Below are 26032 nucleotides of genomic sequence, written 5' to 3' on the forward strand. Positions count from 1 at the left end.
CGTGAACCGTGAACCGTGAATCGTGAACCGCTGATCGTGGACTGTGGATCGTGAACCGTGGATTGTAAGTCGTGGATGGCGAATCGTTGATTGTCAATTGAATCGTGAATCGTAAATTGTGAATTGTATTTTATGAAAAATATCAGCTATGCAGAACGTCCCTTGTTCCGGTCCTTGCGTCTGGGCACCGCTGCGGCCTGCTTGCTTTTGCTTGCTGCGTGTGCGGTGGGGCCCGATTACACCGTGCCGCAACAGGATACCGGCGTCAGTTTCAAGTCGGCCCAGGGCTGGGTCCAGGCCAGGCCTGGCGCACCTTTGGCCAGCGACAGCTGGTGGCAGCGCTATCAGGACCCCATGCTGAACGATCTGATCGGTCGCCTGGATGTGTCCAACCAGACACTGGCCCAGGCCATTGCGCGTTACGATCAAGCGGTGGCGGCAACGGCGCAATCACGCTCCTCGTTCTTTCCCTCTGTCGGGTTCAGTCTTTCGGGGGATCGCGTCAAATCCGCCGGTGGTATCGGCAATACGGTAAATGGTTCGTTTTCCCTGCAATGGGAAGCCGACTTGTGGGGTAAGCTGCGCAGGCAGTATGAAAGCAGCAGCAGTGATGAACAGGCCAGCCGCGCTGATGTCGCTGCCGCCCGTCTGAGCATGCAGTCAACCCTTGCCCAGCAGTATTTTGCCCTGCGTATGCTGGATGAACGCAAGCGCCTGTTGCAGGCCAATGTGCGTGCCTACGAACGCTCGGTTCAGATCAACCAGAACCGCTATGAACAGGGCGTGGCCGCCCGCGCCGATGTTGTTAGCGCCCAGGCGCAGCTTGAAAGTGCGCGCGCGTCTGCTATTGCCATCGAAGCGGACCGCAGCCTGCTGGAGCATGCGATTGCCGTGCTGATTGGCCAGCCGCCGTCGGCCTTTGCTATCGAAGCGAAGGCCTACGATGTCAACTTCCCGTCGATTCCAGTGGGGATACCGTCGACGATTTTGCTGCAACGCCCGGACATTGTCGCGGCCGAAAGACGTGTGGCCGCAGCCAATGCACAGATCGGTGTGGCGCAGTCTGCCTGGTTTCCTGACCTGACGCTGGGCGGCTCCGCCGGCAATAACACAACCACGCTGGCGCAGTGGCTGGCTTCTCCGCTGCAATTCTGGTCACTGGGGCCTGCGCTTGCCATGACCGTGCTCGATGGCGGGGCGCGGGCCGGGGCGGTCGATGCCTCCAAGGCTTCCTATCGCGCCGAAGTGGCAACCTATCGCCAAGCCGTACTGACCGGGCTGCAGGAGGTTGAAGACGCCATCAGTACCTTGCGGGTGCTGGAACGCCAGCAGGCGGCGCAGATACGCGCCCTGGACGCCGCGCGCCAGTCTCTGGCCATCACGCAGAACCAGTATCTGGCCGGCCTGGTCGATTATCTGAGCGTGGCCCAGGTTCAGTCAACCGCGTATTCGGCCGAACAGATGGCATTGCAGCTGGAAAGCCAGCGCCTGCAGGCCAGCGTGCAACTGATTGCGGCGCTGGGCGGGGGCTGGGACCGGCAAGCGCTGTTTAGCCGACCGGCACCTTAGTGTAAAAGGGAGCGCTGAGCCACGGACCGTTGATTTTTGGGGTACGTCCGGCACCGCGTGCGCAAAGGACGATGCTGGCTGTCGATCCGCGTTACGCTGGACGTCTGCGCCATTCCGGGTGTTGGCAAATGCCCTGCTGGCAAAAGGGTTCTTGCGGCAGCCCTGCAATAGTGTGGTAAAAATCGTTATATCTATATCGCTTTTTATCCCGTTTTCAAACAGGTTTTACTGCTATGCCAATTTATAAATGCGAGTCTTCCTCGGTCAATCCCCAGACGTTCCCCCTTGATGAAATCGTGATGGGCCTGCGTGATGCACGCCTGAAGTGGCGAAGCGACCAGAATCGTCTCAGCGAAAAAGGCGGTCGCCATCTTCCATCGCCACATATCGTCAATGAAGCATTGAAGTTGCTGATTGGCGCACTGTTTCCCATGCGTCTTGGCCCCAACGATCTGTTGCAGGAAAATGAAGATTTTTATGTGGGCCATACCATCGGCGTTGCCCTCAATACAATGGTGACGCAGGTGCGGCTCGAAGTGCGCCATCAATATCGCAATGACGCCTGTGATTCTGTCGAGCTGGAGCAGCGGGCAGTCGGGATTGTGCGGGAGTTCGCCCGCAAGTTGCCCGGCGTGCGCGCCTTGCTGGATACCGATGTCTATGCGGCATATTCGGGCGACCCGGCCGCCAAGAGCGTCGATGAGGTATTGCTTTGCTATCCGGGTGTGCTTGCCATGGTTTACCACCGCCTGGCGCATTGCCTGTATTCGCTGGGTGTCCCGCTGGTAGCGCGTATTGTGGCCGAACTGGCGCACGGACAAACCGGCATTGATATTCATCCGGGAGCACAGATCGGCCCGGGGTTCTTTATCGACCACGGAACGGGGGTTGTCATTGGCGAGACCGCCATCATCGGGGAAGGTGTGCGCTTGTACCAAAACGTGACCCTGGGCGCAAAGAGCTTTCCCACAGACAGCAACGGCGATCTGAGCAAAGGCATCGCGCGTCATCCAATCGTGGAAGATGATGTTGTTATTTATGCGGGAGCAACCGTGCTGGGCAGGGTGACTATCGGCAAGGGCGCCGTGGTGGGCGGCAACGTGTGGCTGACGCACGATGTGGCCCCGGGCTGCTTCGTCCGTCAGGCATCCTCCAGCAACAAAGAAGCGCTGTTCAATGGCAATTGTGATTAAACCCCGGCCGCTCTGAATGCCACCATGCCTGCATGATCTTGCTCATGCAGGCATTTTTCAATTGCGGCTTCTGGGTCAATCGGCAATGGCTGGCTTGGCATTGGCAGCGCAGTGCGCTCCGGCGCGCCGCTGCGGCTAGCCGGCCAGGCCGCGTATGGCCGCTATGCCGTGCGCGCCATGCTCGTGAGCCGTATCCAGCGTGGCCTGGGACTGGCCGCCGATGGCATATACTGGCAATCCGGCCTCTTGTGCGATGTCGGCAAACTGAGCCCAGCCCAGCGCCGGCTGATCAGGATGCGACGGCGTATCCAGCACATGTCCCAGCACCACAAAGTCGGCGCCTAGTACCTGGGCGTAAAGCGCGTCGGCCAGATTATGGGCCGAGACACCGACAAGATAGTGTTCCCGGGGTAGCGGACGTGCATCGGCCAGCATGGCGTCCTGCGCCCGCAACTGTACGCCATCGGCCAGTTTCCACCACGCTTTTGGATGTACGCTATTGATCAGCACGCGAGCGCCCGCAGCATGACAAAGCGCGATGGCGCGCTCAAAGATGGTTTTGAGGCTGGCAGCCGCAGGCCCTTCGGGCCAGGCTGGTTCGCGCAATTGCACCAGCCGTATCCCCTGGTCCAGTTGCTGTTGCAGGCCAGCCAGCCAGTTTTCGCTGTTATCCGCAGCGCCAAGGCCCGAGACGGCATATTGCTCAGGCAGGGTCAGCCAGCGCAGCGGCGGCAGGGAAGCGGGCAACAGTTCGCCCAGATTGGCCGCGTTGGCCGGCGTCGTCCAGGCCAGCTGCTGCTCTTCCTGTGATTTGGGCGTGCCTACCCAGCCGGTCACACGCCAGAACGCCAGGTTGACCACGGTTTTCGGGTATTCGTAGGTAAACGTGACCCATGGCGTGCAACTGTGTACATCAATGTCCAGCTCTTCCTTCAGCTCACGAACCAGCGCCTGCTTCTGCGTTTCGCCGTTTTCAATCTTGCCGCCCGGAAACTCCCACCAGTCTTCCCACGGTTTGCCCTTGGGGCGCTGGCCCAGCAGGATTTCACCCGTCTGGGTGTTCAGGATGACGCCGACGACCACTTTGATATACGGTTTTGTTTCGCTCATTGCCCGGCCCCATGCTCAGGCTGTGTATTGGCAGTTTCCGGCATATGCCTGGCGGCCCAGTCGCGGGCAAAATGCCGTGCGACGCGGCCTGAACGGGAGCCTCGCTCCAGTGTCCATTGCAGCGCTTCGGTGCGACTTTCGGCAATGAATTGGGCCGGGCAGCCCAGCTCACGCAGCCAGTGCGCGACAATATCCAGATAGTCGTCCTGGCGAAACGGATAGAACGATAGCCATATGCCAAAGCGCTCGGACAGCGAGATTTTTTCTTCCACGGTTTCGCCCGGATGGATTTCCCCGTCCGACTGATGCTTGGTAGACAGGTTTTCGTGCATATATTCCGGCATCAGATGACGACGGTTGGAGGTTGCATAAATGAGCACGTTGTCTCCGGCCGAGGCGATGGATCCGTCCAGTACCGATTTGAGCGCCTTGTAGCCGGCTTCGCCTTCTTCGAAGGACAGATCGTCACAGAAAATGATGAACCTTTCCGGCCGGCCGGCGACAATATCGACCAGATCGGTCAGGTCAGCCAGATCCGATTTATCCATTTCGATCAGTCGCAGGCCCTGCGGGGCGTATTCCGCCAGCATGGCCTTGACCAGCGAACTCTTGCCGGTCCCGCGCGCGCCGGTCATGAGCACATTGTTGGCCGGTTTATGTTGCAGGAAGTGGCGCGTATTGCGATCAATGATGTCGCGCTGGCGTTCAATATGCAGCAGGTCGTCCTTGTGAATAACGGAAATATGCCTGACAGCTTCGAGCCAGCCAGTTGCTCCCTTGCGTCGCCAGCGAAAGGCGTGGGCGCTCCAGTCTATCGGCGGTGGCGCTGGCGGCAGCCAGGCGGCCAGCTGGCGCAAGACCTGGTCTGCACGTTCGATCAGGGAAGAGAGGTCGGGTGTGGAATCGGGGCTGCTCACTTGCGTGTCCTATGTAGTCAATAGCGATCAAGATGCATACATTATCATCAAAAAAAGGCCTTTGTCTGTTTCTGGTGGCGGGCTGGAATATAATCAGGGCTTGTCGTGAGTTAATTCCCTTTTCTGCTTCAGGATTTGCCTTGAACCTCCCAGAGATTATTCGTCCCATCAACGAAGATATGCGCGCCGTGGATGGCGTAATCCGCAAGAAACTCGACTCTGACGTTGTTCTTATTCGTACCATCGGTGAGTACATCATCGGGGCAGGTGGCAAACGCATGCGTCCTGCCCTGGTGCTGATGGCCGCGCGCGCCTTCGGCTATCAGGGACAGGCGCACCACACGCTGGCTGCGGTGGTGGAGTTCATTCATACGTCTACGTTGCTGCATGACGATGTCGTTGATGAGTCCGATATGCGGCGCGGCCGCGATACAGCCAATGCGGTGTTTGGCAATGCGGCCAGTGTGCTGGTGGGCGACTATCTGTATTCCCGGTCGTTTGAAATGATGGTAGAGCTCGATTCAATGCGAATCATGCAGGTGCTCTCGGCTGCGACCACCGTCATTGCCGAAGGAGAAGTGCTGCAACTGCTCAATGTGCACGATCCCGACGTTTCCGTCGATCGCTACCTGCAGGTTATTCGCTACAAAACCGCAAAACTTTTTGAGGCCGCCATGCAAACCGGCGCCTTGCTGGCCGGCGCCGTGCCCGAGCAGGAAAAGGCGGCTGCCGACTACGGGCGCCATGTGGGTACGGCTTTCCAGCTGATTGACGACGTGCTCGATTACACCGGCGATGTTGAGTCGCTGGGCAAGAACGTGGGCGATGATCTACGCGAAGGCAAACCGACGCTGCCGCTGATTCGTGTCATGCAGGTAGGCACGCCCCAGCAGCGTTCACTCATTCATCAGGCTATCGAGACCGGCGAAGCCGACTTTGCCGAGGTAGCCCGCGCCATCAACGATACAGACGCCCTGCAATACACACGCGAAGTGGCTCGCGAAGAAGCCGAAAGGGCCAGAGCAGCCCTGCAGGCGTTTCCCGACACCGATTTCAAAGCCTCATTGCTGGCGTTCTGCACTTTCGCCACCGAGCGAGACCGCTGATAGTCATTGGTCCTGCGAGCGTGGCCCGTGCCGTCGCGCCGGCCCGTTGTTGATTTTTCCAGTACCGATTTTGCCGCTCAGGGTTTACCTGAGTGGCAAATTTGCTTGTGCGCGCATGCTGAAAATTGAGTTATAGTTAGCGGGTAAAACCGTGTTCACGGCCAGCCTGGCGGCAAACGGCCGGGATTTAAATACCATTTTCAAGAGGTTCAAGATGATCAAGAACAAACTGAAAGCAGCCTTGCTGGGATTTGCCATCACGCTGGCCGTGCCGGCAACAACCGTTGCTCAGGCACAGGACAAAGAACTTGTGGTTGCCACCGATACCGCTTTTGTGCCCTTTGAATTCAAGCAGGACGGCAAGTATGTCGGGTTTGACGTTGAGTTGTGGGAAGCGCTGGCCAACGACATGGGTGTCAAGTATCGCCTGCAGCCCATGGATTTCAATGGAATTATTCCGGGCCTGCAAACCAAGAATATTGACGTTGCACTGGCGGGCATCACCATCAAGGATGAGCGCAAAAAGGTCATTGACTTCTCTGATCCCTATTATGAAAGCGGTATTGCCATCCTGACCTCGGTCAAGAACAAGGACAGCATCAAAACCGCCAAAGATCTGGCGGGCAAGCAGGTCGCGGCCAAAACCGGCACGGCGACTGTAGACTTTCTGAAAAAAGAAGTGCCTGACGCGCAGGTAAAACTGTTCCCCAATATCGATAACGCTTTTCTTGACTTGGCAACGGGCCGTGTCGATGCCGTTGTCCACGATACGCCCAATGTACAGTACTACGCCAATACTGGTGGCAAGGGCAAGGTGCTTGTGACCGGGTCTGTACAAAGCGGCGATTTCTATGGCATTGCTTTCCCCAAGGGCAGCGATCTGGTTGAAAAGGTCAACGCCTCGCTCAAGAAACTGAAAGAGAACGGCGAATACGACAAAATCTATACCAAATGGTTTGGTCAGGCAGTGAAGTAACGACCCGCGTTCCCAATGTATGACAATACATTGCGGTTTGCAGCAACGCTGTATATTGCAATCCGGTGATTGTTCCCGTTTGGATACAGTCGCCGGATTTTTGTATTTCTGCTTCCTTACTATTGAAACAGGATTAACACATGGATTTTGACTTTTCTGTTATTCAAGACGCGCTGCCCAGCCTGATGGCGGGCACCTGGGTCACGATCAAAATCACGTTCTGGGGGCTGTTTGGCGGCGTACTTCTTGGTGCTATCACAGGTGTGATAAGAGCCTATGTTCCGTCATTGTTTTCCGCCCAGACCATCGCCCGCAATCCGATTATCGGCATTCTGGGCCCCTTGCTAAGCCTTGTTGCGCAGCTTTATGTCTTGGTGGTGCGAGGCACGCCGATCGTGGTGCAGGTCATGTTCATTTATTTTGCGCTGCCCCTGCTCATGGATCTGCGTGTCGACGGGATGTCGGCCGCCATTGCCACCCTGATCATCAACTCCGGGGCGTACATTGCTGAAATCGTGCGGGGCGCGCTGCAGTCGGTTCCCAAGGGACTCTTCGAGGCCGGACAATCTATGGGCCTGTCCTTTCATCGCATTCTGCTGAAAATTATCTGGCCGGTTGCGTTTCGTCGCATGATCCCTGCACTGGGTAACCAGTGCATTATCAGCCTGAAGGATTCGTCGCTGTTCATTGTGATCGGTGTGGCCGAATTGACGCGTCAGGGCCAGGAAATCATGGCCAGCAATTTTCGCGCGGTAGAAATCTGGGGCGCCGTCGCCGTCATTTACCTGATTCTGAACGGGCTGATCGCGCTGGTCCTTAAAATCATGGAACACAGGATGCGTAACGTATGAGCATGGTCACATTTGAAAACGTCGTCAAAAAATTTGGCGACAATACAATTTTGAACGATATCAGTCTGAGTATTGAAAAGGGCGAAGTCGTGGTCGTGGTCGGGCCTTCCGGTTCAGGAAAATCCACCTTTCTGCGCTGCATCAACGCGCTTGAAACCATCCAGGGAGGCGACATCCGGGTTGGCAAACTCAGTGTGCGAGGCACCAAGGCCGAGGTGCGGGAATTGCGCCGTGAGGCAGGCATGGTGTTTCAGCAATTTAACCTCTTTCCGCAACTGACGGCGCTGGAAAATGTGATGTTTGGCCCGCTTGAGTCGCGCGGCGTATCCAAGCAGCAGGCGCGCACCGAAGCCATCGCACTGCTGAACAAGGTAGGGCTGGGCGAAAGAATGAACCATTACCCGAGCGAGCTGTCCGGCGGGCAACAGCAGCGGGTGGCCATCGCCCGTTCACTGGCGGTCAAACCACTGCTGATGCTGTTTGATGAGCCCACCTCGGCGCTGGATCCGGAGCTGCGCCATGAAGTGCTCAAAGTGATGAAGGATCTGGCCGAAGAAGGCATGACTATGGTAGTCGTTACACACGAAATGGACTTTGCCAGCAAGGTCGGCAGCCGCCTGCTTTTTATCGATGATGGCAAGATTGCTCATGACGGCAAACCGAGTGAATTGTTGACTTCACCGCCAAGCCAGCGTTTGAAAGACTTTCTGCAACATGTGGTGTAAATTACAAGGTTTCCCGTTCTTTTCCAGGAAGTAGTCAGAAATGCCCCAATATCGTTCCAAAACCTCGACCCACGGTCGTAATATGGCTGGCGCGCGTGCCTTGTGGCGCGCCACAGGTATGAAAGACGGCGATTTCGGCAAGCCGATCGTCGCCGTTGTTAACTCTTTTACCCAGTTTGTTCCGGGGCACGTGCACCTGAAAGATATGGGGCAGTTGGTGGCACGGCAAATCGAGGCAGCCGGTGGCGTTGCCAAAGAGTTCAATACGATCGCGGTGGACGATGGCATTGCGATGGGACACGGTGGCATGCTGTATTCGCTGCCTTCGCGCGAGCTGATTGCCGATTCCGTGGAATACATGGTTAACGCCCATTGCGCCGACGCCATGGTCTGTATTTCAAACTGCGACAAAATTACCCCGGGCATGCTCATGGCTGCCATGCGACTGAACATCCCGGTGGTCTTTGTGTCCGGCGGTCCGATGGAAGCCGGCAAAGTGCTCGCCCCGGAAACCAATAAGGTGATCAAGCTCGATCTAGTTGACGCCATGATCAAGGCGGGCGATTCGACTGTGTCGGACGCTGAAACCGATGAAGTCGAACGTAACGCATGTCCAACTTGCGGCTCCTGTTCAGGCATGTTTACCGCCAATTCCATGAACTGTCTGACCGAAGTCCTGGGCCTGTCCCTGCCGGGCAATGGGACAATCGTGGCCACCCATGCACGGCGCCGGGCGCTGTTCGAACGCGCCGGGCACCTGGTGGTCGAACTGTGCAAGCGCTACTACGAACAGGATGACGCCTCTGTATTGCCGCGTTCCATCGCGACCAAGGCTGCGTTTGAAAACGCCATGACACTGGACGTGGCCATGGGCGGTTCGACCAACACGGTATTGCACTTGCTGGCCGCTGCCCAGGAAGCGGGCGTTGATTTCACGATGGCAGACATTGACCGTATCTCGCGTCGTGTGCCATGTGTCTGTAAGGTGGCGCCGGCGACCAATCAATTTCATATCGAAGACGTGCATCGTGCCGGTGGCGTGATTGCCATTCTGGGAGAACTGGGCCGAGCAGGCCTGCTGGACCTGAATGTCGGTAATGCGCATAGCGGCACGCTGGGCAAAGCCATTGAGCAGTGGGATATCAATAGCGGCCATGCCACCGAAGAGGTCAAGACATTTTTTAAGGCCTCTCCGGGCGGCGTGCCCACCCAGGTTGCCTTCAGTCAGGACCGCCAGTTCGCCGAGCTTGACCTGGACCGCGCCGAAGGCTGTATCCGCGACAAGGCGCACGCCTATTCGCAAGATGGCGGTCTGGCGGTGCTGTACGGCAATCTCGCGGAAAACGGGTGTATCGTCAAAACCGCAGGGGTGGATGAAAGCATCCTGAAGTTCACCGGCCGGGCCATTGTGTTTGAAAGCCAGGAAGATGCTACCGACGGCATTCTGAGTGGCAAGGTAACAGAAGGCCATGTTGTTATCATCCGCTACGAAGGCCCCAAAGGGGGACCGGGCATGCAAGAAATGCTCTATCCTACGTCATACCTGAAATCCAAGGGGCTGGGCGCCAAGGCGGCCCTGTTGACTGACGGTCGCTTCTCGGGTGGTTCGTCGGGCCTGGTGATCGGGCACGCATCTCCGGAAGCCGCAGAGGGCGGCACAATCGGCCTGGTGCACGATGATGACGTGATTGAAATTGATATTGCGAATCGTACGATCAATCTGGCGGTCGATGAAACCGAGCTTACGCGTCGCCGTGCCGAGATGGAAAATCGCGGCCAAAGCGCGTGGCATCCGGTGCATCGTGAGCGCTATGTATCACAGGCGCTCAAAGCCTATGCCGCGATGGCCACCTCGGCCGACCGCGGTGCAGTGCGCGACATCAGCCAGTTGATCCGATAGCGCGACGCAAGAATAGCGGCCGGTTCTCCCCAGCCGCTGTTCTTGATACGGTCTTGGCCGCCGTTGCGCATTTTCCAGCTGTAATCACAGACAGGGAGCACTAGCGATGGCAACGCAACACAAGACGACAGAATCTGCCAAAACCGGCAGAAAAACCAATGAGAGGCAGGGCCGGAACGCGCCAGATCGAGCCGAGCCCAACAAGAAAGCGGCAGGCTCGTCTGGATCCAACAGACAATCCGCAGCACACGTGGCATCTGACACCCGCAAAAGCCGGCATGCCGACCTGACAGCCAGCAAGCGCCCACCCAAAATAAGCAAAAAAGACTTTCCCGTTGGCGATGCCCGGCGTTACCTTGAACCGGGTCCCATCGTGCTTGTATCATCGCACTGGCAGGGGCGTGACAATATCATGACCATGGGCTGGCATTGCGTGCTGGAGTTCGGGCCGTCTTTATTTGGCTGCATGATTTCATCGGGAAACCACAGTTTCGATATGATCCGCAAGAGCGGTGAATGTGTGATCAATGTGCCCACGACTGCCTTGACGGACATTGTGTGTCGCGTTGGCAATTGCACCGGCAGCGAGGTAGACAAATTTTCCGAATTTGGCCTGACAGGTAACCCCGGGCAAGCGGTGAGCGCGCGCCTCATTGACCAATGTCATGCCGCGTTCGAGTGCCGGCTATATGACGATGTGCTGGTAGACAAATATAACTATTTTATTTTTGAGATTGTAAAGGCCCATGTGGCAGCCAGGCCGGCGCACCCCGAAACGCTGCACTATACGGGTGATGGCGTATTCATGGTTGCGGGCAAAGTCATCAGCCGTCGGCGTCTGTTTACCAAAGTACTGTGACGATTCGCCCCCGGTTGCCGGCGGCGCTCGGGCGCGCCTGGCCCGCTACCCGGAATTGCGCAGACCTGTGGCGATGCCGTTGATGGTCAGGTGAATGGTGCGCTGGCTGCGCATCTGTTCAAGCTTGGACGGCTCTTGCTGCGCATCTTCCAGCGCGCGCTGGCGGCGGATGACTTCAACCTGCAGGTAGTTCAACGGATCGGTGTAGGCAAAGCGCTCCTGCAATGCTGCCTTCAGCGTCGGGTTGTCTGCCAGCAGATCCTGCTGCTTGATACTGTAGAGCGCTTGGCGCGTTAACGCGAATTCCTGTTCAATCATCCCGAAAATCGTGCGGCGTATGTCCTGGTCAGCCACCAGCTCGCTATACTGGCGTCCGATATCCATATCGGTTTTGGCCAGCACCATCTCCATATTCGACATGACGGTCTGAAAAAACGGCCAGTGTTCGGCCATGTCCTGCAGCAATTGCGTACGTGATTGCTGCGTGCTGCCATCGTCCTTGCCCGTACCCAGCCGGATAAAACTATCGATCGCCGTACCCACGCCATACCAGCCGGTGATCATCAGCCGGCATTGCGCCCAGGAAAATCCCCAGGGGATGGCGCGCAGGTCTTCGATGCGCTGCCCTTTTTTGCGCGAGGCCGGGCGCGAGCCGATATTAAGGCCGGCAATCTCGTTGATGGGCGTGGCTGCAAAAAAGTAGTCGACAAATCCGGGGGTATCGTACACCAGCCGGCGATAAGCATGTTGGGCAGCATCGGACAGCCACGCCATGGTGTCCGTATAGCGTTGCATTGTGTCGGCATCCTTGCCAGTTTCCTCATGCGGCGCCAGGCTACTTAACAGTGTTGCCGAAACCAGCAACTCCAGATTGATGCGGCCGCTTTCGGCATTTTTGTACTTGGTCTGGATGACTTCTCCCTGCTCGGTCAGACGGATTTGCCCATCTACCGTGCCGGGAGGTTGCGCCAGGATTGCATCGAAGCTGGAACCTCCGCCGCGACCGACTGACCCGCCGCGGCCGTGAAACAGGCGCAGGCGTACGTCATGGCGGCGAAATACTTCCAGCAGCTGTAATTCTGCATTGTACAAAGACCAGTTGGAAGTCAGGTAACCGCCATCCTTATTGCTGTCCGAATAGCCCAGCATCACTTCCTGAATTCCCTGCTGTGCATGCATAATGCGTTCGCGCACCGGCGGCAGCGACAACCAGCGATCCATAATGGCGGGGCCGGCTTGCAAATCGGGAATGGTCTCAAATAGCGGCACTACGATCAGGCCATCTGCGGCCGTCACCGGCATGCGCTGGCCCGTGTCGTCGCGCTGTTGCGAGATCAGCCCGGTTTCGTGCTGCAAGACCAGCACTTCGAGCAAATCACTCAAAGTCTCGGTATGCGAGACAATATATTGCGTAATGGCATTATTTCCATAGTGGCGTCGCACCGAGGCGGCCGCCTGCAAAATCGCCAGCTCCTTGCGGGTCTCTTCACTGTACTGCTGCCACGGCGACACCAGGGGGCGGCTGTCTTCCAGCTCGGCCAGCAGCACGGCGATTTTCTTTTCTTCATCCAGTTGGTCGTACTGAATCGGCTGACCCTCATACTTGATGGCTGCACGCTGATACAGTTCGGCCAGAATGCGCTCGTGGACATCCGAGCTTTGTCGCAGATCCAGTGCTGCCAGGTGAAATCCAAACACCGCCACGGCCTGTTGCAATTCCTGTAAACGCAGGGGCACGACAGCGCCGGCATGGTTATTGCACAGCGAGCGGGCAATGACTGACAGGTCCGCCGCGAAGGCCGTGGGGTCATCATAGGGATCGGCCGCAACGGTGTTGCGCAGGGCCAGATCGTGGGCCGTCAGATGTTTTGCCGTTGCCGCCAGGCGTGCGTAGACGCCAATGAGCGCGCGACGATAAGGTTCATCCAGTCTGTGCCTTGACCGGTCGGGGCTGGCTTCCGACAGCCTGGCCAGGTCAGGCGAGACCTGGGTCAGCGACGAGCTCAAAGACAGCTCCGAGCCCAGCAAATGCACCTGGTCAAGATAGTATTCGAACAGCGTGGTGCCATGGCGGTTCATGGCGTGCGTCAGCGTATCGGCATTTACATTGGGATTGCCGTCGCGATCACCGCCAATCCAGGAACCCATTTTCAGAAAGGCTGGCGCCGGCGCTGCACTGTCGCTGCCAGTGCCCAGATTGCGCGCCAGTGTGGTGTATAGCGTTGGAATGGCTTTCAGAAATGTGGTGCTGAAATACGCCATGGCATTTTCGATTTCGTCATTGACCGTCAGCTTGTTAAAACGCAGCATCCGGGTCAGCCACAGCGTCTTGATATACCCGGTCAGCTCCAGCGCCAGTTGATGGCTTTCCTCTTCGGTCAGCCGGCTATCGAGACCCACCAGGCAATGACTGATATGCCGATGCAGGTCCAGCGTGCTTTTGCGCTGCACTTCTGTGGGATGGGCGGTCAGGACGGGCACAATCATGGTGTTGGCAAGGTATTCACGCACTTGCGGGCGTGCGACGCCATGGCGTTCCAGTTGCGCCAGCGTGTGCCCCAGCGTGCCGATCTGGGCGTCGCTGCTGCTAAGCAATCGGCGGCGCTGGCGTTTCTGCTGATCGCGATCCTCTGCCAGGTTGGCCAGGTGCAGGAAATAGCTGAAGGCGCGCGACAGGGTGTTGGCCTCGTCATCGGTCAGCGCGGTCAGTCGATTGATCATCGACTCGCGCTCCTGCCGGACCCCTTCACGCTTGAAGCGAACGGCAGCCCGGCGCACCGTTTCAATGACGTCAAAAATCGGCTGGCCGTCCGACTCGCGAATGGCCGCGCCCAGGATCCTGCCCAGCAGGCGGATATCCTGCTGCATTTCGTTTTTTTCTGTACTTTCGTTGTCCACGTTATCTCTTGTTCCGGTTGGGTGACGGGATGAGGAAGTTTTCATTGTAGGGGTTTTCTGCAGCGCCGTATTCTGTTTACTGAAACTGCGCCTTTTGGATTTGCTGCAGATGCTCCGGTTCAATGATACTGCTACCGGTAAACGGCCGGTCGTTGACCAGTATCAGGAACGAAATGCTGGCAAAGCTCAGTGAAATAAGGACGACCGCTTTGTGCAGCTCGGGTCGGGTGTGATAGTGAATATCGTAGATGACGTACATGCACACACTCATCAGGAGCAGCAGGACCAGCCATTTTTGCGGATTGATATGATAGGTGGCAACATTGAGTCTGTCATCACGGGCTTCCCGTATTTGTTTCAGATAGGTATTGAGCAGCGCCATCTGGGAACTGACGTACGGGTCCTGGCGAACATCGATGGCGGTTCTGGCCGCATTGATGGTCAGCACATCCAGGGCCGATTCGGTGTGTTCACTGGTCTGGTCGCGTCCCATGCGCGGCCATTCATCCTGTACGGCGATATTCACGTAAGCAATCAGGTGAGCTCGCAGATCGGCATTGATTTGCTCGGGCATATGCCTGAGCACCCTGAGCGCATCATGCACTGCGCCGGCCTCCTGCTCGGTGGCAGCTTGTCCCTTCTCATTTTCCTTCCATACATCGCTGGCCATGAACGCCATGTTCAGGCCGATAGGCACTAGTAAACCCGAAATGAGTGTATGACTCAGGGCGCTGCTGCGCGGGGTAGTATGATTTTTGCGTTGGCGGCGGATAATCCGGATAATCAGGCCGGACAGACTGACAAAGAAAAGAATGCACAGGATCCAGGCCAAAAAGGTAGGGATATGGAACAGCAGATTATAAAAATGCATGGCTTTCCTCAAGGGCGTCAATAGACGCGAATCAGATCATTCATTATGTCAGTCGCCATAAAAGCCAAGGCAATCTGTTTCGAGGCCTTTGGTATTCTACCTGTTGTCGGCATGGCATGACTCGCGTTGTTTAACCATCGACGCTAAAAATCCTGATAGGCACGACAGGACTGTCGCATCGACTAAGCGGCGATAACATGGCACTTTTCAGGGTCCGAGAAAAAGGTAAAGCGAATGAGTAAAGCTTCAAAAAAAACGCTGCTCGGGCAGGGGCCAGCCGTTACATTGCATGTGGGTGCGCGATAATGGCAGTTTACGATAGCGTATGTGACTCCCCAGGAATTTGCAGTGATGAATGACTTTCCGAGTGCCCCTCTTGCTTTTGACCGATTTCTTTACCTTGCCCGGGACCCGCAGATTATTGAGGCATGTCTGCAGCCAGATGCGGGCGTCGTGCCCGGCGGTATTGACGTCGGCATCGAATTGCGGGACGATATTTCCACCGACGAAATCACGCCGGTGGCTATCATGTCGCATTACGACGACAAGCTCGGCGGGTTTGCCTATACCGGCGTACAGGCAGGGGGCCGTACGCCGATCGCGCGCCATGCGGTCCGGCAGGCCGGTATTCAGGTGGTCGTCGCCGGCGCCCGCTATGGCAAGGGCTCTTCACGCGAGCATAGTCCCGCAGCAGAAAAGCATGCCGGCGTGCGTCTGGTGTTTGCACGTAGTTTTGAGCGAATCTACCGGCAAAATGCCGACAATATCGGTTTGCTGACATCGACCAATTTCGAACTTCTGGCCCGGCTTGCGGCAGGGCACACCATTACACTGGAGCAAATCCTGCAAGAGCGCGATGTGCTCACGCAGGCTATCCTGCGCAGCGGCGGGCTGCTCAGTTATGGCAAACGTCATCTAGCCAGGAGTCGGCCACAGGCATCTGCGGTAACCAACAAGCCGCAGACGCTGTTTGAAAAGATTATGGTCCGGCATGTACTGCGAACCGCACAAACCGGAACCGATCTGACGCCAGGAGCCGGTATTTTCCTGCGTGCAGACTGGCGCTTCATTCACGAGTATTACACCGGCATGGCGGCGCATATGCTGCATCAAAGCTATGGCCGCCCGTTGCAACTTTTCGATACAGAAAAAGTCATTGCCTTCGAGGATCACACCTCTTATATCCAGCAGAGTCCCGCCCATCTGCGCCAGGGGCTGGTGCCGAACATGCTGCGCATGTGCCAGGCGCACCGGGATTTCGTCAAAGAGACAGGCCTGCGCTCGCATCGTACCTTGACCGAGAGTGAAGCCCTGCTGGACGAGGGTCGCAACGTGGCGGGTATTTCACATGCCATGATGGCCGAACACTATGCCCTTCCAGGACAGGTCGTAGTCGGAACCGATTCACATACGCCGCATAGCGGCGCCCTGGGGTGCGTTGCCTTCGGCGTGGGCACGACCGATATGGCCAATGCCTTTATGACCGGGGCCGTGCGCATTACCATGCCTGCCAGTATTCTTGTGCGGCTCCAGGGCACGCTGGCGCCTGGCGTTGCAGCCAAGGATATTGTTCTTCATTTGCTGGCCTTGCCGCAGATCCGGGCCGGCCAGGGCGTCGGCAGGGTGTTCGAGTTTACGGGTGCAGTCATCGACAGCTTGTCTGTGGATGAACGGGCGACCCTGACCAATATGTGTGCAGAACTGGGCGGCTTTACCGGCATTGTGGCTCCCGATGTCCGAACCGTGCAATTTTTGAAGGACCGCCGGGGCGTCGATTTCGAACTGGCCGACTGGATGCACAGCGATCCGGGAGCCACGTATGAACAGGAAATGAATATTGATTGTTCGGCGCTGGACGTGCTGGTTGCCGCGCCTGGCGATCCGGGCAACGGGCGGCCGGTTGACTCATTGGATCGAGCCGTGGCCATTGACATTGCTTATGGCGGTTCCTGTACTGCGGGAAAGCGCGAGGATTTTGATCAGTACCACGCCGTCTTGGCCTGGGGCATGCGGCATGGTCTGCATGTGGCGCCACATGTGCAACTGTATTTACAGTATGGAACTACGGCGGTTCGCGATTACTGCGTGGGCATGGGTTATGACCGGGTGTTTGAGCACATGGGTGCCACGATATTGCAACCGTCATGTGGCGCCTGTGCCAACTGCGGACCTGGTTCTTCCACCCACGCAAGCCAGACCACCATCAGCGCAATCAATCGCAATTTTCCGGGACGCTCGGGCCCGGGCAAAGTCTGGCTCGGCAGCCCTGCCACGGTCATGGCCAGCGCACTGGCCGGCCAGATCTGTTCGTTTTCCCAGTTGCAAAAGCAGATAAAGACAGGCCGGATCCAGGCTTAGGGGGATTTGTCACGGCATGATCGAATCGGCCATTACGGGAATCCGTAAGGGATCATTCGAATCAAACCTGGTCTGAACATATCCGCGATAAACGCAAAATGTGGGGGCTTTGCTGATGGACAGCGCAGACGGTAAAAGGGCCCGACCGAAGCCGGGCCCTGCCTGATAAGGAGGATACGATGAATAGAATCGTATTACAACTTATCCTGATCGGTCACAACAGGGATAAGCGCAAGACCAATCGTCTGCTGCCAATCCAGCCCGTACCGGGCCCGACTGGGTCGCACGCTTTTTCCGCTGCTGGATATCAGGTCTTGTGATACAGCTCGGCGCCTTTTTTCATGAACTCAATCGATTTTTCCTGCATACCTTGATGCAATGCCTTGTCGGCTGATAAGCCCTGCTTCTGGGCATATTCCCGAACATCCTGAGTGATTTTCATGCTGCAAAAATGCGGTCCGCACATGGAACAGAAGTGCGCCACTTTCATGGAGTCTTTCGGTAGGGTTTCATCGTGGAACTCTTTGGCCGTATCCGGATCCAGCCCCAGGTTGAATTGATCATCCCAGCGAAACTCGAATCGGGCCTTAGACAGGGCATTGTCACGGATGGCCGAGCCCGGATGACCTTTTGCCAGATCTGCAGCGTGCGCAGCAATTTTATAAGTGATAATGCCGTCCTTCACATCTTTCTTATTGGGCAGCCCGAGGTGTTCTTTAGGGGTGACATAGCACAACATGGCGGTGCCATACCATCCGATCAGTGCAGCGCCAATGCCGGATGTAATATGATCGTAGCCCGGGGCGATATCGGTGGTCAGCGGGCCAAGAGTATAGAAGGGTGCTTCGTCACAATGTTCCAGTTGCAGGTCCATGTTTTCCTTGATCAAATGCATGGGCACATGGCCCGGGCCTTCGATCATGACCTGAACATCGTGCTTCCACGCCACCTTGGTCAGTTCGCCCAGTGTCTTGAGCTCGGCAAATTGAGCCTCATCATTGGCATCGTAACCTGAGCCCGGACGCAGTCCGTCGCCCAGGGAGAAGCTCACATCATAGGCTTTCATGATTTCGCAAATATCTTCGAAGTGCGTATACAAGAAGCTTTCTTCGTGATGGGCGAGGCACCATTTGGCCATGATGGAGCCGCCCCGTGACACGATACCGGTCATGCGGTCCGCCGTCATGGGAATGAACGGCAGGCGTACACCCGCATGAATGGTGAAATAGTCCACACCCTGTTCTGCCTGCTCAATCAGTGTGTCGCGGAAGATTTCCCAGGTCAGTTCCTCGGCTTTGCCATCCACTTTTTCCAGCGCCTGATAAATAGGCACGGTACCGATGGGAACCGGCGAGTTGCGGATGATCCATTCTCGCGTTTCATGGATGTGCTTGCCAGTGGATAAATCCATCACGGTATCGCCGCCCCAACGGATGGCCCAGGTCATTTTCTCCACTTCCTCATTGATGCTGGACCCAAGCGCCGAGTTGCCGATATTGGCATTGATCTTGACCAGGAAATTGCGACCGATGGCCATGGGTTCAATTTCGGGGTGATTGATATTGGCCGGGATGATGGCGCGCCCGCGCGCAATTTCGTCCCGGACAAATTCCGGTGTGATTTTTTTGGGAATGGAAGCGCCAAAGGACTGCCCCGGATGCTGACGCAAAATGCGTGCGGCCAGTTTCTCGCCTTCAGGCCCGCTTTGGCGCACGCTGTCGATGTACTGCTCGATCCGCATATTCTCGCGGATAGCGACAAATTCCATTTCAGGCGTGATAATGCCCTTGCGCGCGTAATGCATCTGGCTCACATTGCGACCGGCCAGCGCACGACGCGGCGGGCGCTGCAATTCGAAGCGCATCGCAGTCAGCGCCGGATCGGTCAGGCGTTCCTGGCCGTAGACGCTGCTGGGTCCGGGCAGCACCTCAGTATCCTCGCGTTCATCAATCCAGGCGCGCCGAACCGCAGGCAGGCCCTTGCGGATATCAATACTGACCGCAGGGTCGGTATACGGGCCGCTGGCATCATACACCGTCAGTGGCGGGTTGGATTCCCCGCCAAAGAGGGTAGGCGTATCATCCTGACTGATTTGACGAAAGGGCACGCGAATGTCGGGTCGAGAACCCTGTTCATAAATCTTGCGTGACTGGGGAAGTGCCTGAATGGCGGCGGAATCAACCTGCGCCGTCGCGGCCAGGAATTTTGGGATTGCACTCATGTTTGCTCCAAAACAATTGAAATTGGAGCCGAATACGGGACAGCCTTCGTGTAGACGAATGATCTCCCAGCATCGGCATTATCCGTACTGGTACAAAGGGACTCTCTCAACCACGCCAACGGCGCAGTACCCCTGCTTGAACTGCGAAGTATAGGAGCTTATACGGATCCAGACAAGCGAATCCGATGGATCCAGCAATTACGTAACCATGGTAAAGCGACAAGGTGCGGGCCCGGCGTGTGCAGATTGCGTCGCTCTGCACCTCCGGTTGTTGCTCCGCATCAATATCAGGCAGCGTCAAGAACGACTGTGTCCAGCTGGCTGGCTACAGTCTCGGTGTCTGTTAATCGCTTTTCCTGTTGTGCTGCAGCGACCTCGCCAATGATGAATAGGGCGGGCGCGGCCGCCTGCGCTGCCAGGTTGTCCAAAGCAGACAGTGTACCGGCGTACACTTTTTGCGAAGGTCGGGTCGCGTGGCTGACAACGGCAACCGGAGTGTCGGCGGATCGGCCACGCTGCGTCAGCTCGCGGGTAATTTTTTGCGCGTTGACCGTGCCCATGTAGACCACGAGGGTCTGGCGAGGTCGTGCAAGGGTATCCCAGTCAATGGCGTTCTCATTGCGGCAGGTGTGACCGGTGACAAACAGGACCGATTGCGAATGATCTCGATGGGTCAGCGGAATGCCTGCATAGGCGCAGGCGCCCAGCGCGGCGGTAATGCCCGGGATCACGCGACAGGGGATGCCCTGGTCGGTGACCGAATGCAGTTCTTCGCCGCCTCGACCGAAAACGAAGGGGTCTCCGCCCTTAAGTCGAACCACGCGCAAGCCTTTTCTGGCGTGACTGATTAGCAGTTCATTGATCCGCTCCTGCGGCACCGAATGATGGCCGCCGCGCTTTCCGACCGGAACCCGATCGGCGTCGCGGCGTATCAGGGCCAATATTTCATCTGTGATAAGCGCGTCATGGAACACGATGTCGGCGTGCTGAATGGCTTGCAGGGCATTGAGCGTAAGCAGTCCCGGATCGCCCGGGCCCGCGCCCACCAGCGTGACTTCGCCATGCTGAGGCACGCCACGATCAAGCTGTGCCTGCAGCAGCGCTTCGGCGCCGGCCGTATCGCCTGATTGCGCTGCATCGGCAAAGCGGCTGCTAAACAAACTTTCCCAGAAGCGACGGCGCTCGGAGAGCGATCCAAGCCGTTTTTTGACGATGTCGCGCCAGCGCCCGGCAATTTGCGCCATATTGCCAAGTTGCTGCGGAATTTGCGCTTCCAGTTGCTGGCGCAATTGCCGGATCAGCACCGGGGCCGTGCCGTTACTGCTAATGGCAATCTGTACCGGTGAACGGTCAATAATCGATGGCACGATATACGAACACAGCTGGGGATTGTCCACCACGTTGACCAGTTTTTTACGCGCTTCGGCGGCATCGGATACCGCCTTGTTGATAGCGGCATCATCGGTCGCTGCCACAGCCAGAAAGACATCATCCAGCCATGTCGCGTCAAAGTGGCTGCCACGCAGCCATACCTTGCCCTGATCCACCCATGATTGCAGTTGTGATGTCAACTGCGGGGCCGCCAGGTGCACGCACGCGCCGGCATCCAGCAGGGCATGGGCCTTGCGCTCGGCAACAGTGCCGCCGCCAACCACCAGCACGGGACGTCCAGTGAGGTTGGCGAATAAGGGAAAGGTTTGCATAATAAATTGAGCCAAATAGAAAGCGAAGACGGTTATATCGTTATGACGTCTGTAATCGTAGTGTTTTTACAAATAATCGAAAAATATATATCCGCTTGTAGCTTAGATCTTTAAGTAATAAGAAAGGGATCGGTTGTCTGTCAGGCTTATATAGTTAGGGGTAATGTTGAAATGACATATCTGTCGTTCGTGCACTGCGCAATCGTTGCTAGGATGGATTCCGTACAAAGAATAAGCCGTTTTTATAAATAGTAAATCAATGAGTGACAAGCCGCCCGCAACCCCGGTCTCATGACCATGCTGCTGTGCGAGTATTGTCCGTGCGCAGGGAAATCAGACAAATGAGTTATCCACCACTATCGGGGTTGCCGATAAATTCGGATACGTTATCCGAATTGCAAAAAAACCTCTCGGGGTTAAATCCTTTGCAGACAGCGTGGCTGTCCGGCTATTTATGGGCGCGCAGCCAGCAGATGGAGGCGCCCGCCGCAGCCAGCGCCCCAGCTGCAACTGCGCCTGGTACGCCGCAACAGGCCAGTCCGGTGCTGATATTATCGGCATCTCAGACCGGTAATGCTCGTCGCGTTGCCCAGTCATTGCAAGACAAGCTCAAGGCTGCAGGCGTCGCGTCCGTACTCAAAAACACCGGTGATTACAAGAGCCGGCAGCTGGCCTCTGAGCGACTTGTCCTGATTATTGCCTCGACCCAGGGAGACGGTGAGCCGCCGGAAGAAGCCCTGACTTTGCATAAGGCCCTGTTCGGCAAGAAGCCGCCCGATGTTAAAGCCCTGCAGTTTGCGGTACTGGGGCTCGGTGACAGTTCCTATCCTGATTTTTGCCAGGCGGGCAAAGACTTTGATTCGCGTCTGGCAGAACTGGGGGCGCAGCGTCTTTTTGAACGTGTCGACTGCGACCTGGATTACCAGGCAACGGCCGATGAGTGGGTTGAAAAAACCGTGGGCTGGCTGGTCGAACACGAAAGCCGTAATACTGAAGCGACCGCCGCAACGGGCAGTGTCAGCGCCCTGGTGAACGAACCGCAGGTGCATGCGCAGATTTATACGCGTGAAAAGCCGTTTACTGCCACCATTTTGACCAACCAGAAAATTACCAGTCGCGACTCGCTCAAGGATGTTCGCCATCTGGAGTTTGACCTGGCAGACTCCGGCATCCGTTATCAACCGGGTGATGCGCTGGGCGTGTGGTTTCGCAACGACCCGGCATTGGCCGAGTCTATTTTGTCTTCGACCGGGATCGATGGCGCAGAAAAAGTGACGCTGGCCGACGGCAACAGCCTTGCGGTTCGTGATGCCCTGGTTCATCGACTGGAAATTACCCAGAATACGCCAGCCTTTGTAAAAGGATATGCACAGATTACGCAAGACAAAGCGCTTCTTGAGCTGGTGGCCGACAGCAAGGCGCTGCAGGAATATATTACCGATACGCCTATTGACGTTGTCCTCAGGCGCGTGCCTAAAGTGCTGACTGCCCAGCAGTTGTGCGGCTTGCTGCGCCCGCTGACCCCCCGCTTGTATTCGATTGCGTCGGCGCAGGAAGAAGTCGGAGACGAAGTCCACATCACGGTGGCCTTAGTGCAATATGAGCAGGATGCGAAACAGTATCAGGGTGGCGCTTCAGGCTACCTCAATCGCCGCGTGCAAGCGGGAGACGAAGTCGAGATTTTTATCGAGTCGTCGGCAAACTTCCGGCTGCCCGAAGATGCGCAAACCAGCGTGATCATGATCGGCGCCGGGACCGGCATTGCACCATTCCGTGCGTTTATGCAAAAACGCGACGCAGAGGATCACCAAGGGAGCAACTGGCTTATTTTCGGTAACCAGTCTTTCAAGGATGATTTTTTGTACCAGCTTGAGTGGCAGCAACTGGCCAAGTCGCAGCGCTTGTCGCGCTACAGTTTTGCATGGTCGCGCGACCAGCAGGAAAAGGTCTACGTCCAGCACAAGTTGTTGCAGGAAGGCCAGCAGCTGTGGCAATGGCTGCAAAAGGGCGCGCATCTTTATGTGTGCGGCGATGCAAGTCGCATGGCCAAAGACGTTGAAGCGGCGTTGCTAGCGGTGATTTCCCGCGAAGGTGGGCTTAGTGCCGATGATGCTGATGCCTACCTGGATGAGCTGCGCGAGTCGCATCGCTATCAGCGCGACGTATATTGAGGAATGATCATGAGTGACATTAAGGCACCGGCAGGCAAGCTGTCGGATAACGAACGTCTGAAAAGCAACAGTAATTATTTACGCGGCACCATCGCCGAAGATCTTGAAGACCCCCTGACGGGTGGCTTTCGTGGCGACAACTTCAACCTGATCCGGTTTCATGGCATGTATGAACAGGACGATCGGGATATTCGTGGCGAGCGCGTGGAGCAGAAACTGGAGCCGCTGAAAAATGTGATGCTGCGCTGCCGGATGCCCGGCGGCGTCATTACGCCGGCCCAGTGGCTCGGAATCGATGAGTTTGCTGCCAGTCATACCATGTATGGCAGCATCCGTATCACCAATCGCCAGACCTTCCAGTATCACGGTGTCTTGAAACAGAACATCCGGCCGGTGCACCAATGGTTGCATCAGCTGGGCCTGGATTCAATCGCCACGGCGGGCGATGTCAATCGTAATGTGCTGTGTACTTCCAATCCGGTGGAATCCGAGCTGCATGTTCAGGCCTGGGAATGGGCCAAGAAGATTTCCGAGCATTTATTGCCCAAGAGCAAAGCCTATGCGGAAATCTGGCTGGACGGAGAGAAGGTGCAGAGTACCGATACCGATACGCTTGAACCCATTCTGGGCAAAAGCTATTTGCCGCGCAAGTTCAAAACGACCGTGATCGTGCCGCCGCAGAACGACGTGGATCTGCATGCCAATGATCTGAACTTTGTCGCGATCGCGCAGCAGGGACGCCTGGTGGGGTTTAATGTGCTTATCGGTGGCGGCTTGTCCATGGAGCATGGCAACACCGCAACCTTTCCGACGACTGCTTACGAATTCGGCTTCATCCCACTGGAGAGAACGCTGGAGACGGCCGCCGCTGTCGTGACGGCGCAACGTGATCTGGGTAACCGCAGCGACAGAAAAGCCGCCAAAACGCGCTACACCATATTGCGTGTGGGACTGGACGGGTTCAAGGCAGAAGTGGAAAAACGCATGGGGTTTGCCTTTGAAGAGATACGTCCCTACGAATTTACCGACAGGGGCGATCGAATCGGCTGGGTCCATGGCATTGACAAAAAATGGCACTTGACATTGTTTATTGAGAACGGACGCGTGCTGGACTATCCTGGCAGGCCGATCAAAACCGGTTTGCGTGAGATCGCGAAAATTCACAAAGGTGATTTTCGTCTGACGGCAAATCAGAATCTGATTGTGGCCAATGTCGAAGCAGCTGACAAGGCTGCCATAGAAAAACTGGCCCGCGAACATGGACTGATCAGCGACAACGTAACGGTACAGCGGGAAAACTCAATGGCCTGCGTGGCATTGCCGACCTGTCCGCTGGCAATGGCCGAGGCCGAGCGGTTTCTGCCGTCGTTTATCGACAAGATGGACGCAATCATGGCGCGCCATGGCCTGCAAGATGACTTTATTGTCACGCGTGTGACCGGCTGCCCCAATGGGTGCGGCAGGGCCATGCTGGCCGAAGTCGGGCTGGTTGGTAAAGCCGTAGGACGCTATAACCTGCATCTTGGCGGCAATCGCATCGGCACACGAATTCCGCGGCTGTACAAGGAAAATATTACAGAACAACAGATTCTGGAAATTCTGGATGAACAGATCGGTCATTGGGCTATTGCCCGGCACGACCAGGAAGGCTTTGGCGATTTTCTGGTTCGCACAGGCTTTATCAAACCTGTGATCAACCCGTCGGTTGACTTTCATGATGACAGTAAAGTGGCCGATGTAGCGGCAGTTGTATAGGAAGGTGATGCCGCAATACCGGGCAAAGCCGGCGGGCAGGATTGTTGTGAAGGGTTGGTGCCGTTTGGATTAAAGCAATAACGTCATGCAGTCAATCAACCATTGTGGCGCAGCGGCTGGTCAACAAGATCGTCGTCAAAGGGTTGATGTGCGTTTGCGCCAACGCAATAACTCAATATAGCATCTGCCCCGTTGTTGCATGACAGAAATGGAAAGAGCCGTGTGCAGTTCACGCACACACGGCTCTTTTTTTTCGCTGTCCCTTTAAAAAATGTGGCTTGTGCAGCTTACGCATTTTTCAAGTATGACTTGATATTTGCGGTCAGCTCTTTGCGCTGCTTGCCGGTCAGGTTGACGAGGGCGGCAGTTTCCTTTTGAGTTAGCGTTTTGAAAAGGGCTTCGCGGGCAGCCACTTCCGGAGGAATGAAACTTTTTTCAGGAAGAATGGGCAAAGTGCCGTTGATCAGCCAGTCGGAATTGACACCAAAGAAGACAGCCAGGCGGCTGACAATTTGCGCCGATGGACTGACTTTGCGATTACCCATTTCGTAATTGGCGATTGTGCTTTGGGACACGCCCAGTTCAAGCGCTAGTTCGTTTTGATTCATCCCGTGATAAATCTTGCGAAGGTAGTGCAGTCTTTCGGCGAAGGTGCCGAGTTTTGCCGCGGCGCGAAAGTCCGGCAAATTTTCATGATGTTTTCGAGTAGCCATATCAGATAAACCAAAAATGTTACAACTGGTAAATAACACCGTCCATAATAGCCGTGTTTGCGCATTTTTCTTTAACAATTGTCACTTTTTGACGATTTTCTATTGAAACTTTTCCTTTCTTTATATTTGAGCTAAT

General features: G+C 56.3%; 18 protein-coding genes. 11 read left to right on the forward strand and 7 right to left on the reverse strand.

The annotated features are described in order from the left end of the window. Positions 1-132 precede the first annotated feature (132 nt). Both CAP48_RS06710 and epsC read left to right on the forward strand, forming a co-directional pair. Complete coding sequence (locus CAP48_RS06710) at positions 133-1569, forward strand: efflux transporter outer membrane subunit (protein ID WP_153045658.1); 1437 nt, start codon at positions 133-135, stop codon at positions 1567-1569. A gap of 233 nt (positions 1570-1802) precedes the next feature. Then, entirely contained in the window at positions 1803-2762 is a 960-nt protein-coding gene (epsC, locus tag CAP48_RS06715) for a serine O-acetyltransferase EpsC (RefSeq protein ID WP_100695230.1), read from the forward strand. Positions 2763-2897: 135 nt separating this feature from the next. Here the strand turns inward: epsC and CAP48_RS06720 are convergent, their stop codons facing one another. After that, positions 2898-3872: a Nudix family hydrolase gene (locus CAP48_RS06720; RefSeq protein WP_100695231.1), complete on the reverse strand. Its 975-nt coding sequence runs from the start codon at positions 3870-3872 to the stop codon at positions 2898-2900. Then, positions 3869-4789, reverse strand: a complete 921-nt coding sequence (locus tag CAP48_RS06725; RefSeq protein WP_100695232.1) for an ATP-binding protein — start codon at positions 4787-4789, stop codon at positions 3869-3871. The genes CAP48_RS06720 and CAP48_RS06725 overlap by 4 nt, the downstream gene beginning before the upstream one ends. Before the next feature lie 140 nt (positions 4790-4929). Between CAP48_RS06725 and ispB the strand changes: the two genes are divergently transcribed. The 6 genes from ispB (at position 4930) to CAP48_RS06755 (ending at position 11206) form a co-directional block, all read left to right on the forward strand. Continuing rightward, on the forward strand, positions 4930-5895 hold the full coding sequence (gene ispB / locus CAP48_RS06730; protein ID WP_100695233.1) for an octaprenyl diphosphate synthase: 966 nt from the start codon (positions 4930-4932) through the stop codon (positions 5893-5895). A gap of 214 nt (positions 5896-6109) precedes the next feature. Continuing rightward, the gene (gene glnH / locus CAP48_RS06735; protein ID WP_100696680.1) at positions 6110-6871 is read left to right on the forward strand and encodes a glutamine ABC transporter substrate-binding protein GlnH; all 762 of its coding nucleotides are present in this window, start codon (positions 6110-6112) and stop codon (positions 6869-6871) included. Positions 6872-7011: 140 nt separating this feature from the next. Continuing rightward, positions 7012-7722: a glutamine ABC transporter permease GlnP gene (gene glnP / locus CAP48_RS06740; RefSeq protein ID WP_100695234.1), complete on the forward strand. Its 711-nt coding sequence runs from the start codon at positions 7012-7014 to the stop codon at positions 7720-7722. Next, on the forward strand, positions 7719-8447 hold the full coding sequence (glnQ, locus tag CAP48_RS06745) for a glutamine ABC transporter ATP-binding protein GlnQ (protein WP_100695235.1): 729 nt from the start codon (positions 7719-7721) through the stop codon (positions 8445-8447). The genes glnP and glnQ overlap by 4 nt, the downstream gene beginning before the upstream one ends. Positions 8448-8487: 40 nt before the next feature. After that, positions 8488-10347 (forward strand): dihydroxy-acid dehydratase, encoded by a 1860-nt coding sequence (ilvD, locus tag CAP48_RS06750; protein WP_100695236.1) that lies wholly within the window; start codon positions 8488-8490, stop codon positions 10345-10347. A gap of 106 nt (positions 10348-10453) precedes the next feature. Continuing rightward, the gene (locus CAP48_RS06755; RefSeq protein WP_100695237.1) at positions 10454-11206 is read left to right on the forward strand and encodes a flavin reductase family protein; all 753 of its coding nucleotides are present in this window, start codon (positions 10454-10456) and stop codon (positions 11204-11206) included. A 45-nt stretch (positions 11207-11251) separates the two neighbouring features. Here CAP48_RS06755 and ppc read toward each other — a convergent pair whose 3' ends face one another. Both ppc and CAP48_RS06765 read right to left on the reverse strand, forming a co-directional pair. Beyond that, positions 11252-14149, reverse strand: a complete 2898-nt coding sequence (ppc, locus tag CAP48_RS06760) for a phosphoenolpyruvate carboxylase (RefSeq protein ID WP_100695238.1) — start codon at positions 14147-14149, stop codon at positions 11252-11254. A gap of 31 nt (positions 14150-14180) precedes the next feature. Further along, complete coding sequence (locus CAP48_RS06765) at positions 14181-14975, reverse strand: DUF4239 domain-containing protein (protein ID WP_100695239.1); 795 nt, start codon at positions 14973-14975, stop codon at positions 14181-14183. A 351-nt stretch (positions 14976-15326) separates the two neighbouring features. On the opposite strand from CAP48_RS06765, the gene CAP48_RS06770 reads away from it, so the two are divergent. After that, positions 15327-17333, forward strand: coding sequence for an aconitase family protein (locus CAP48_RS06770; protein WP_100695240.1), 2007 nt, complete (start codon positions 15327-15329; stop codon positions 17331-17333). Positions 17334-17640: 307 nt separating this feature from the next. On the opposite strand, the gene thiC is transcribed toward CAP48_RS06770, so the two are convergent. Both thiC and cysG read right to left on the reverse strand, forming a co-directional pair. Next, the gene (thiC, locus tag CAP48_RS06775) at positions 17641-19554 is read right to left on the reverse strand and encodes a phosphomethylpyrimidine synthase ThiC (protein WP_100695241.1); all 1914 of its coding nucleotides are present in this window, start codon (positions 19552-19554) and stop codon (positions 17641-17643) included. A 287-nt stretch (positions 19555-19841) separates the two neighbouring features. Further along, positions 19842-21257 (reverse strand): siroheme synthase CysG, encoded by a 1416-nt coding sequence (cysG, locus tag CAP48_RS06780; RefSeq protein ID WP_100695242.1) that lies wholly within the window; start codon positions 21255-21257, stop codon positions 19842-19844. 341 nt (positions 21258-21598) lie between these two features. On the opposite strand from cysG, the gene CAP48_RS06785 reads away from it, so the two are divergent. Together CAP48_RS06785 and cysI are read left to right on the forward strand one after the other, a co-directional pair. Beyond that, positions 21599-23428, forward strand: a complete 1830-nt coding sequence (locus tag CAP48_RS06785) for an assimilatory sulfite reductase (NADPH) flavoprotein subunit (RefSeq protein ID WP_100695243.1) — start codon at positions 21599-21601, stop codon at positions 23426-23428. Positions 23429-23437: 9 nt separating this feature from the next. Further along, positions 23438-25183, forward strand: a complete 1746-nt coding sequence (gene cysI, locus CAP48_RS06790) for an assimilatory sulfite reductase (NADPH) hemoprotein subunit (protein WP_100695244.1) — start codon at positions 23438-23440, stop codon at positions 25181-25183. A 287-nt stretch (positions 25184-25470) separates the two neighbouring features. On the opposite strand, the gene CAP48_RS06795 is transcribed toward cysI, so the two are convergent. After that, positions 25471-25974 carry a helix-turn-helix domain-containing protein gene (locus tag CAP48_RS06795; protein WP_100695245.1) on the reverse strand — a complete coding sequence of 168 codons (504 nt, stop codon included), beginning with the start codon at positions 25972-25974 and terminating at the stop codon, positions 25471-25473. Positions 25975-26032: the final 58 nt, after the last annotated feature.

Origin of the sequence: Advenella sp. S44, from assembly GCF_002810445.1 — a bacterium.
Lineage (GTDB): Bacteria > Pseudomonadota > Gammaproteobacteria > Burkholderiales > Burkholderiaceae_B > Advenella.

Coding starts and splice junctions, on each gene's coding strand:
- CAP48_RS06710 (WP_153045658.1), top strand. CDS start 133: ATGAAAAATATCAGCTATGCAGAACGTCCCTTGTTCCGGTCCTTGCGT.
- epsC (WP_100695230.1), top strand. CDS start 1,803: ATGCCAATTTATAAATGCGAGTCTTCCTCGGTCAATCCCCAGACGTTC.
- CAP48_RS06720 (WP_100695231.1), bottom strand. CDS start 3,872: ATGAGCGAAACAAAACCGTATATCAAAGTGGTCGTCGGCGTCATCCTG.
- glnH (WP_100696680.1), top strand. CDS start 6,110: ATGATCAAGAACAAACTGAAAGCAGCCTTGCTGGGATTTGCCATCACG.
- glnP (WP_100695234.1), top strand. CDS start 7,012: ATGGATTTTGACTTTTCTGTTATTCAAGACGCGCTGCCCAGCCTGATG.
- glnQ (WP_100695235.1), top strand. CDS start 7,719: ATGAGCATGGTCACATTTGAAAACGTCGTCAAAAAATTTGGCGACAAT.
- ilvD (WP_100695236.1), top strand. CDS start 8,488: ATGCCCCAATATCGTTCCAAAACCTCGACCCACGGTCGTAATATGGCT.
- CAP48_RS06755 (WP_100695237.1), top strand. CDS start 10,454: ATGGCAACGCAACACAAGACGACAGAATCTGCCAAAACCGGCAGAAAA.
- ppc (WP_100695238.1), bottom strand. CDS start 14,149: ATGAAAACTTCCTCATCCCGTCACCCAACCGGAACAAGAGATAACGTG.
- CAP48_RS06765 (WP_100695239.1), bottom strand. CDS start 14,975: ATGCATTTTTATAATCTGCTGTTCCATATCCCTACCTTTTTGGCCTGG.
- CAP48_RS06770 (WP_100695240.1), top strand. CDS start 15,327: ATGAATGACTTTCCGAGTGCCCCTCTTGCTTTTGACCGATTTCTTTAC.
- thiC (WP_100695241.1), bottom strand. CDS start 19,554: ATGAGTGCAATCCCAAAATTCCTGGCCGCGACGGCGCAGGTTGATTCC.
- cysG (WP_100695242.1), bottom strand. CDS start 21,257: ATGCAAACCTTTCCCTTATTCGCCAACCTCACTGGACGTCCCGTGCTG.
- CAP48_RS06785 (WP_100695243.1), top strand. CDS start 21,599: ATGAGTTATCCACCACTATCGGGGTTGCCGATAAATTCGGATACGTTA.
- cysI (WP_100695244.1), top strand. CDS start 23,438: ATGAGTGACATTAAGGCACCGGCAGGCAAGCTGTCGGATAACGAACGT.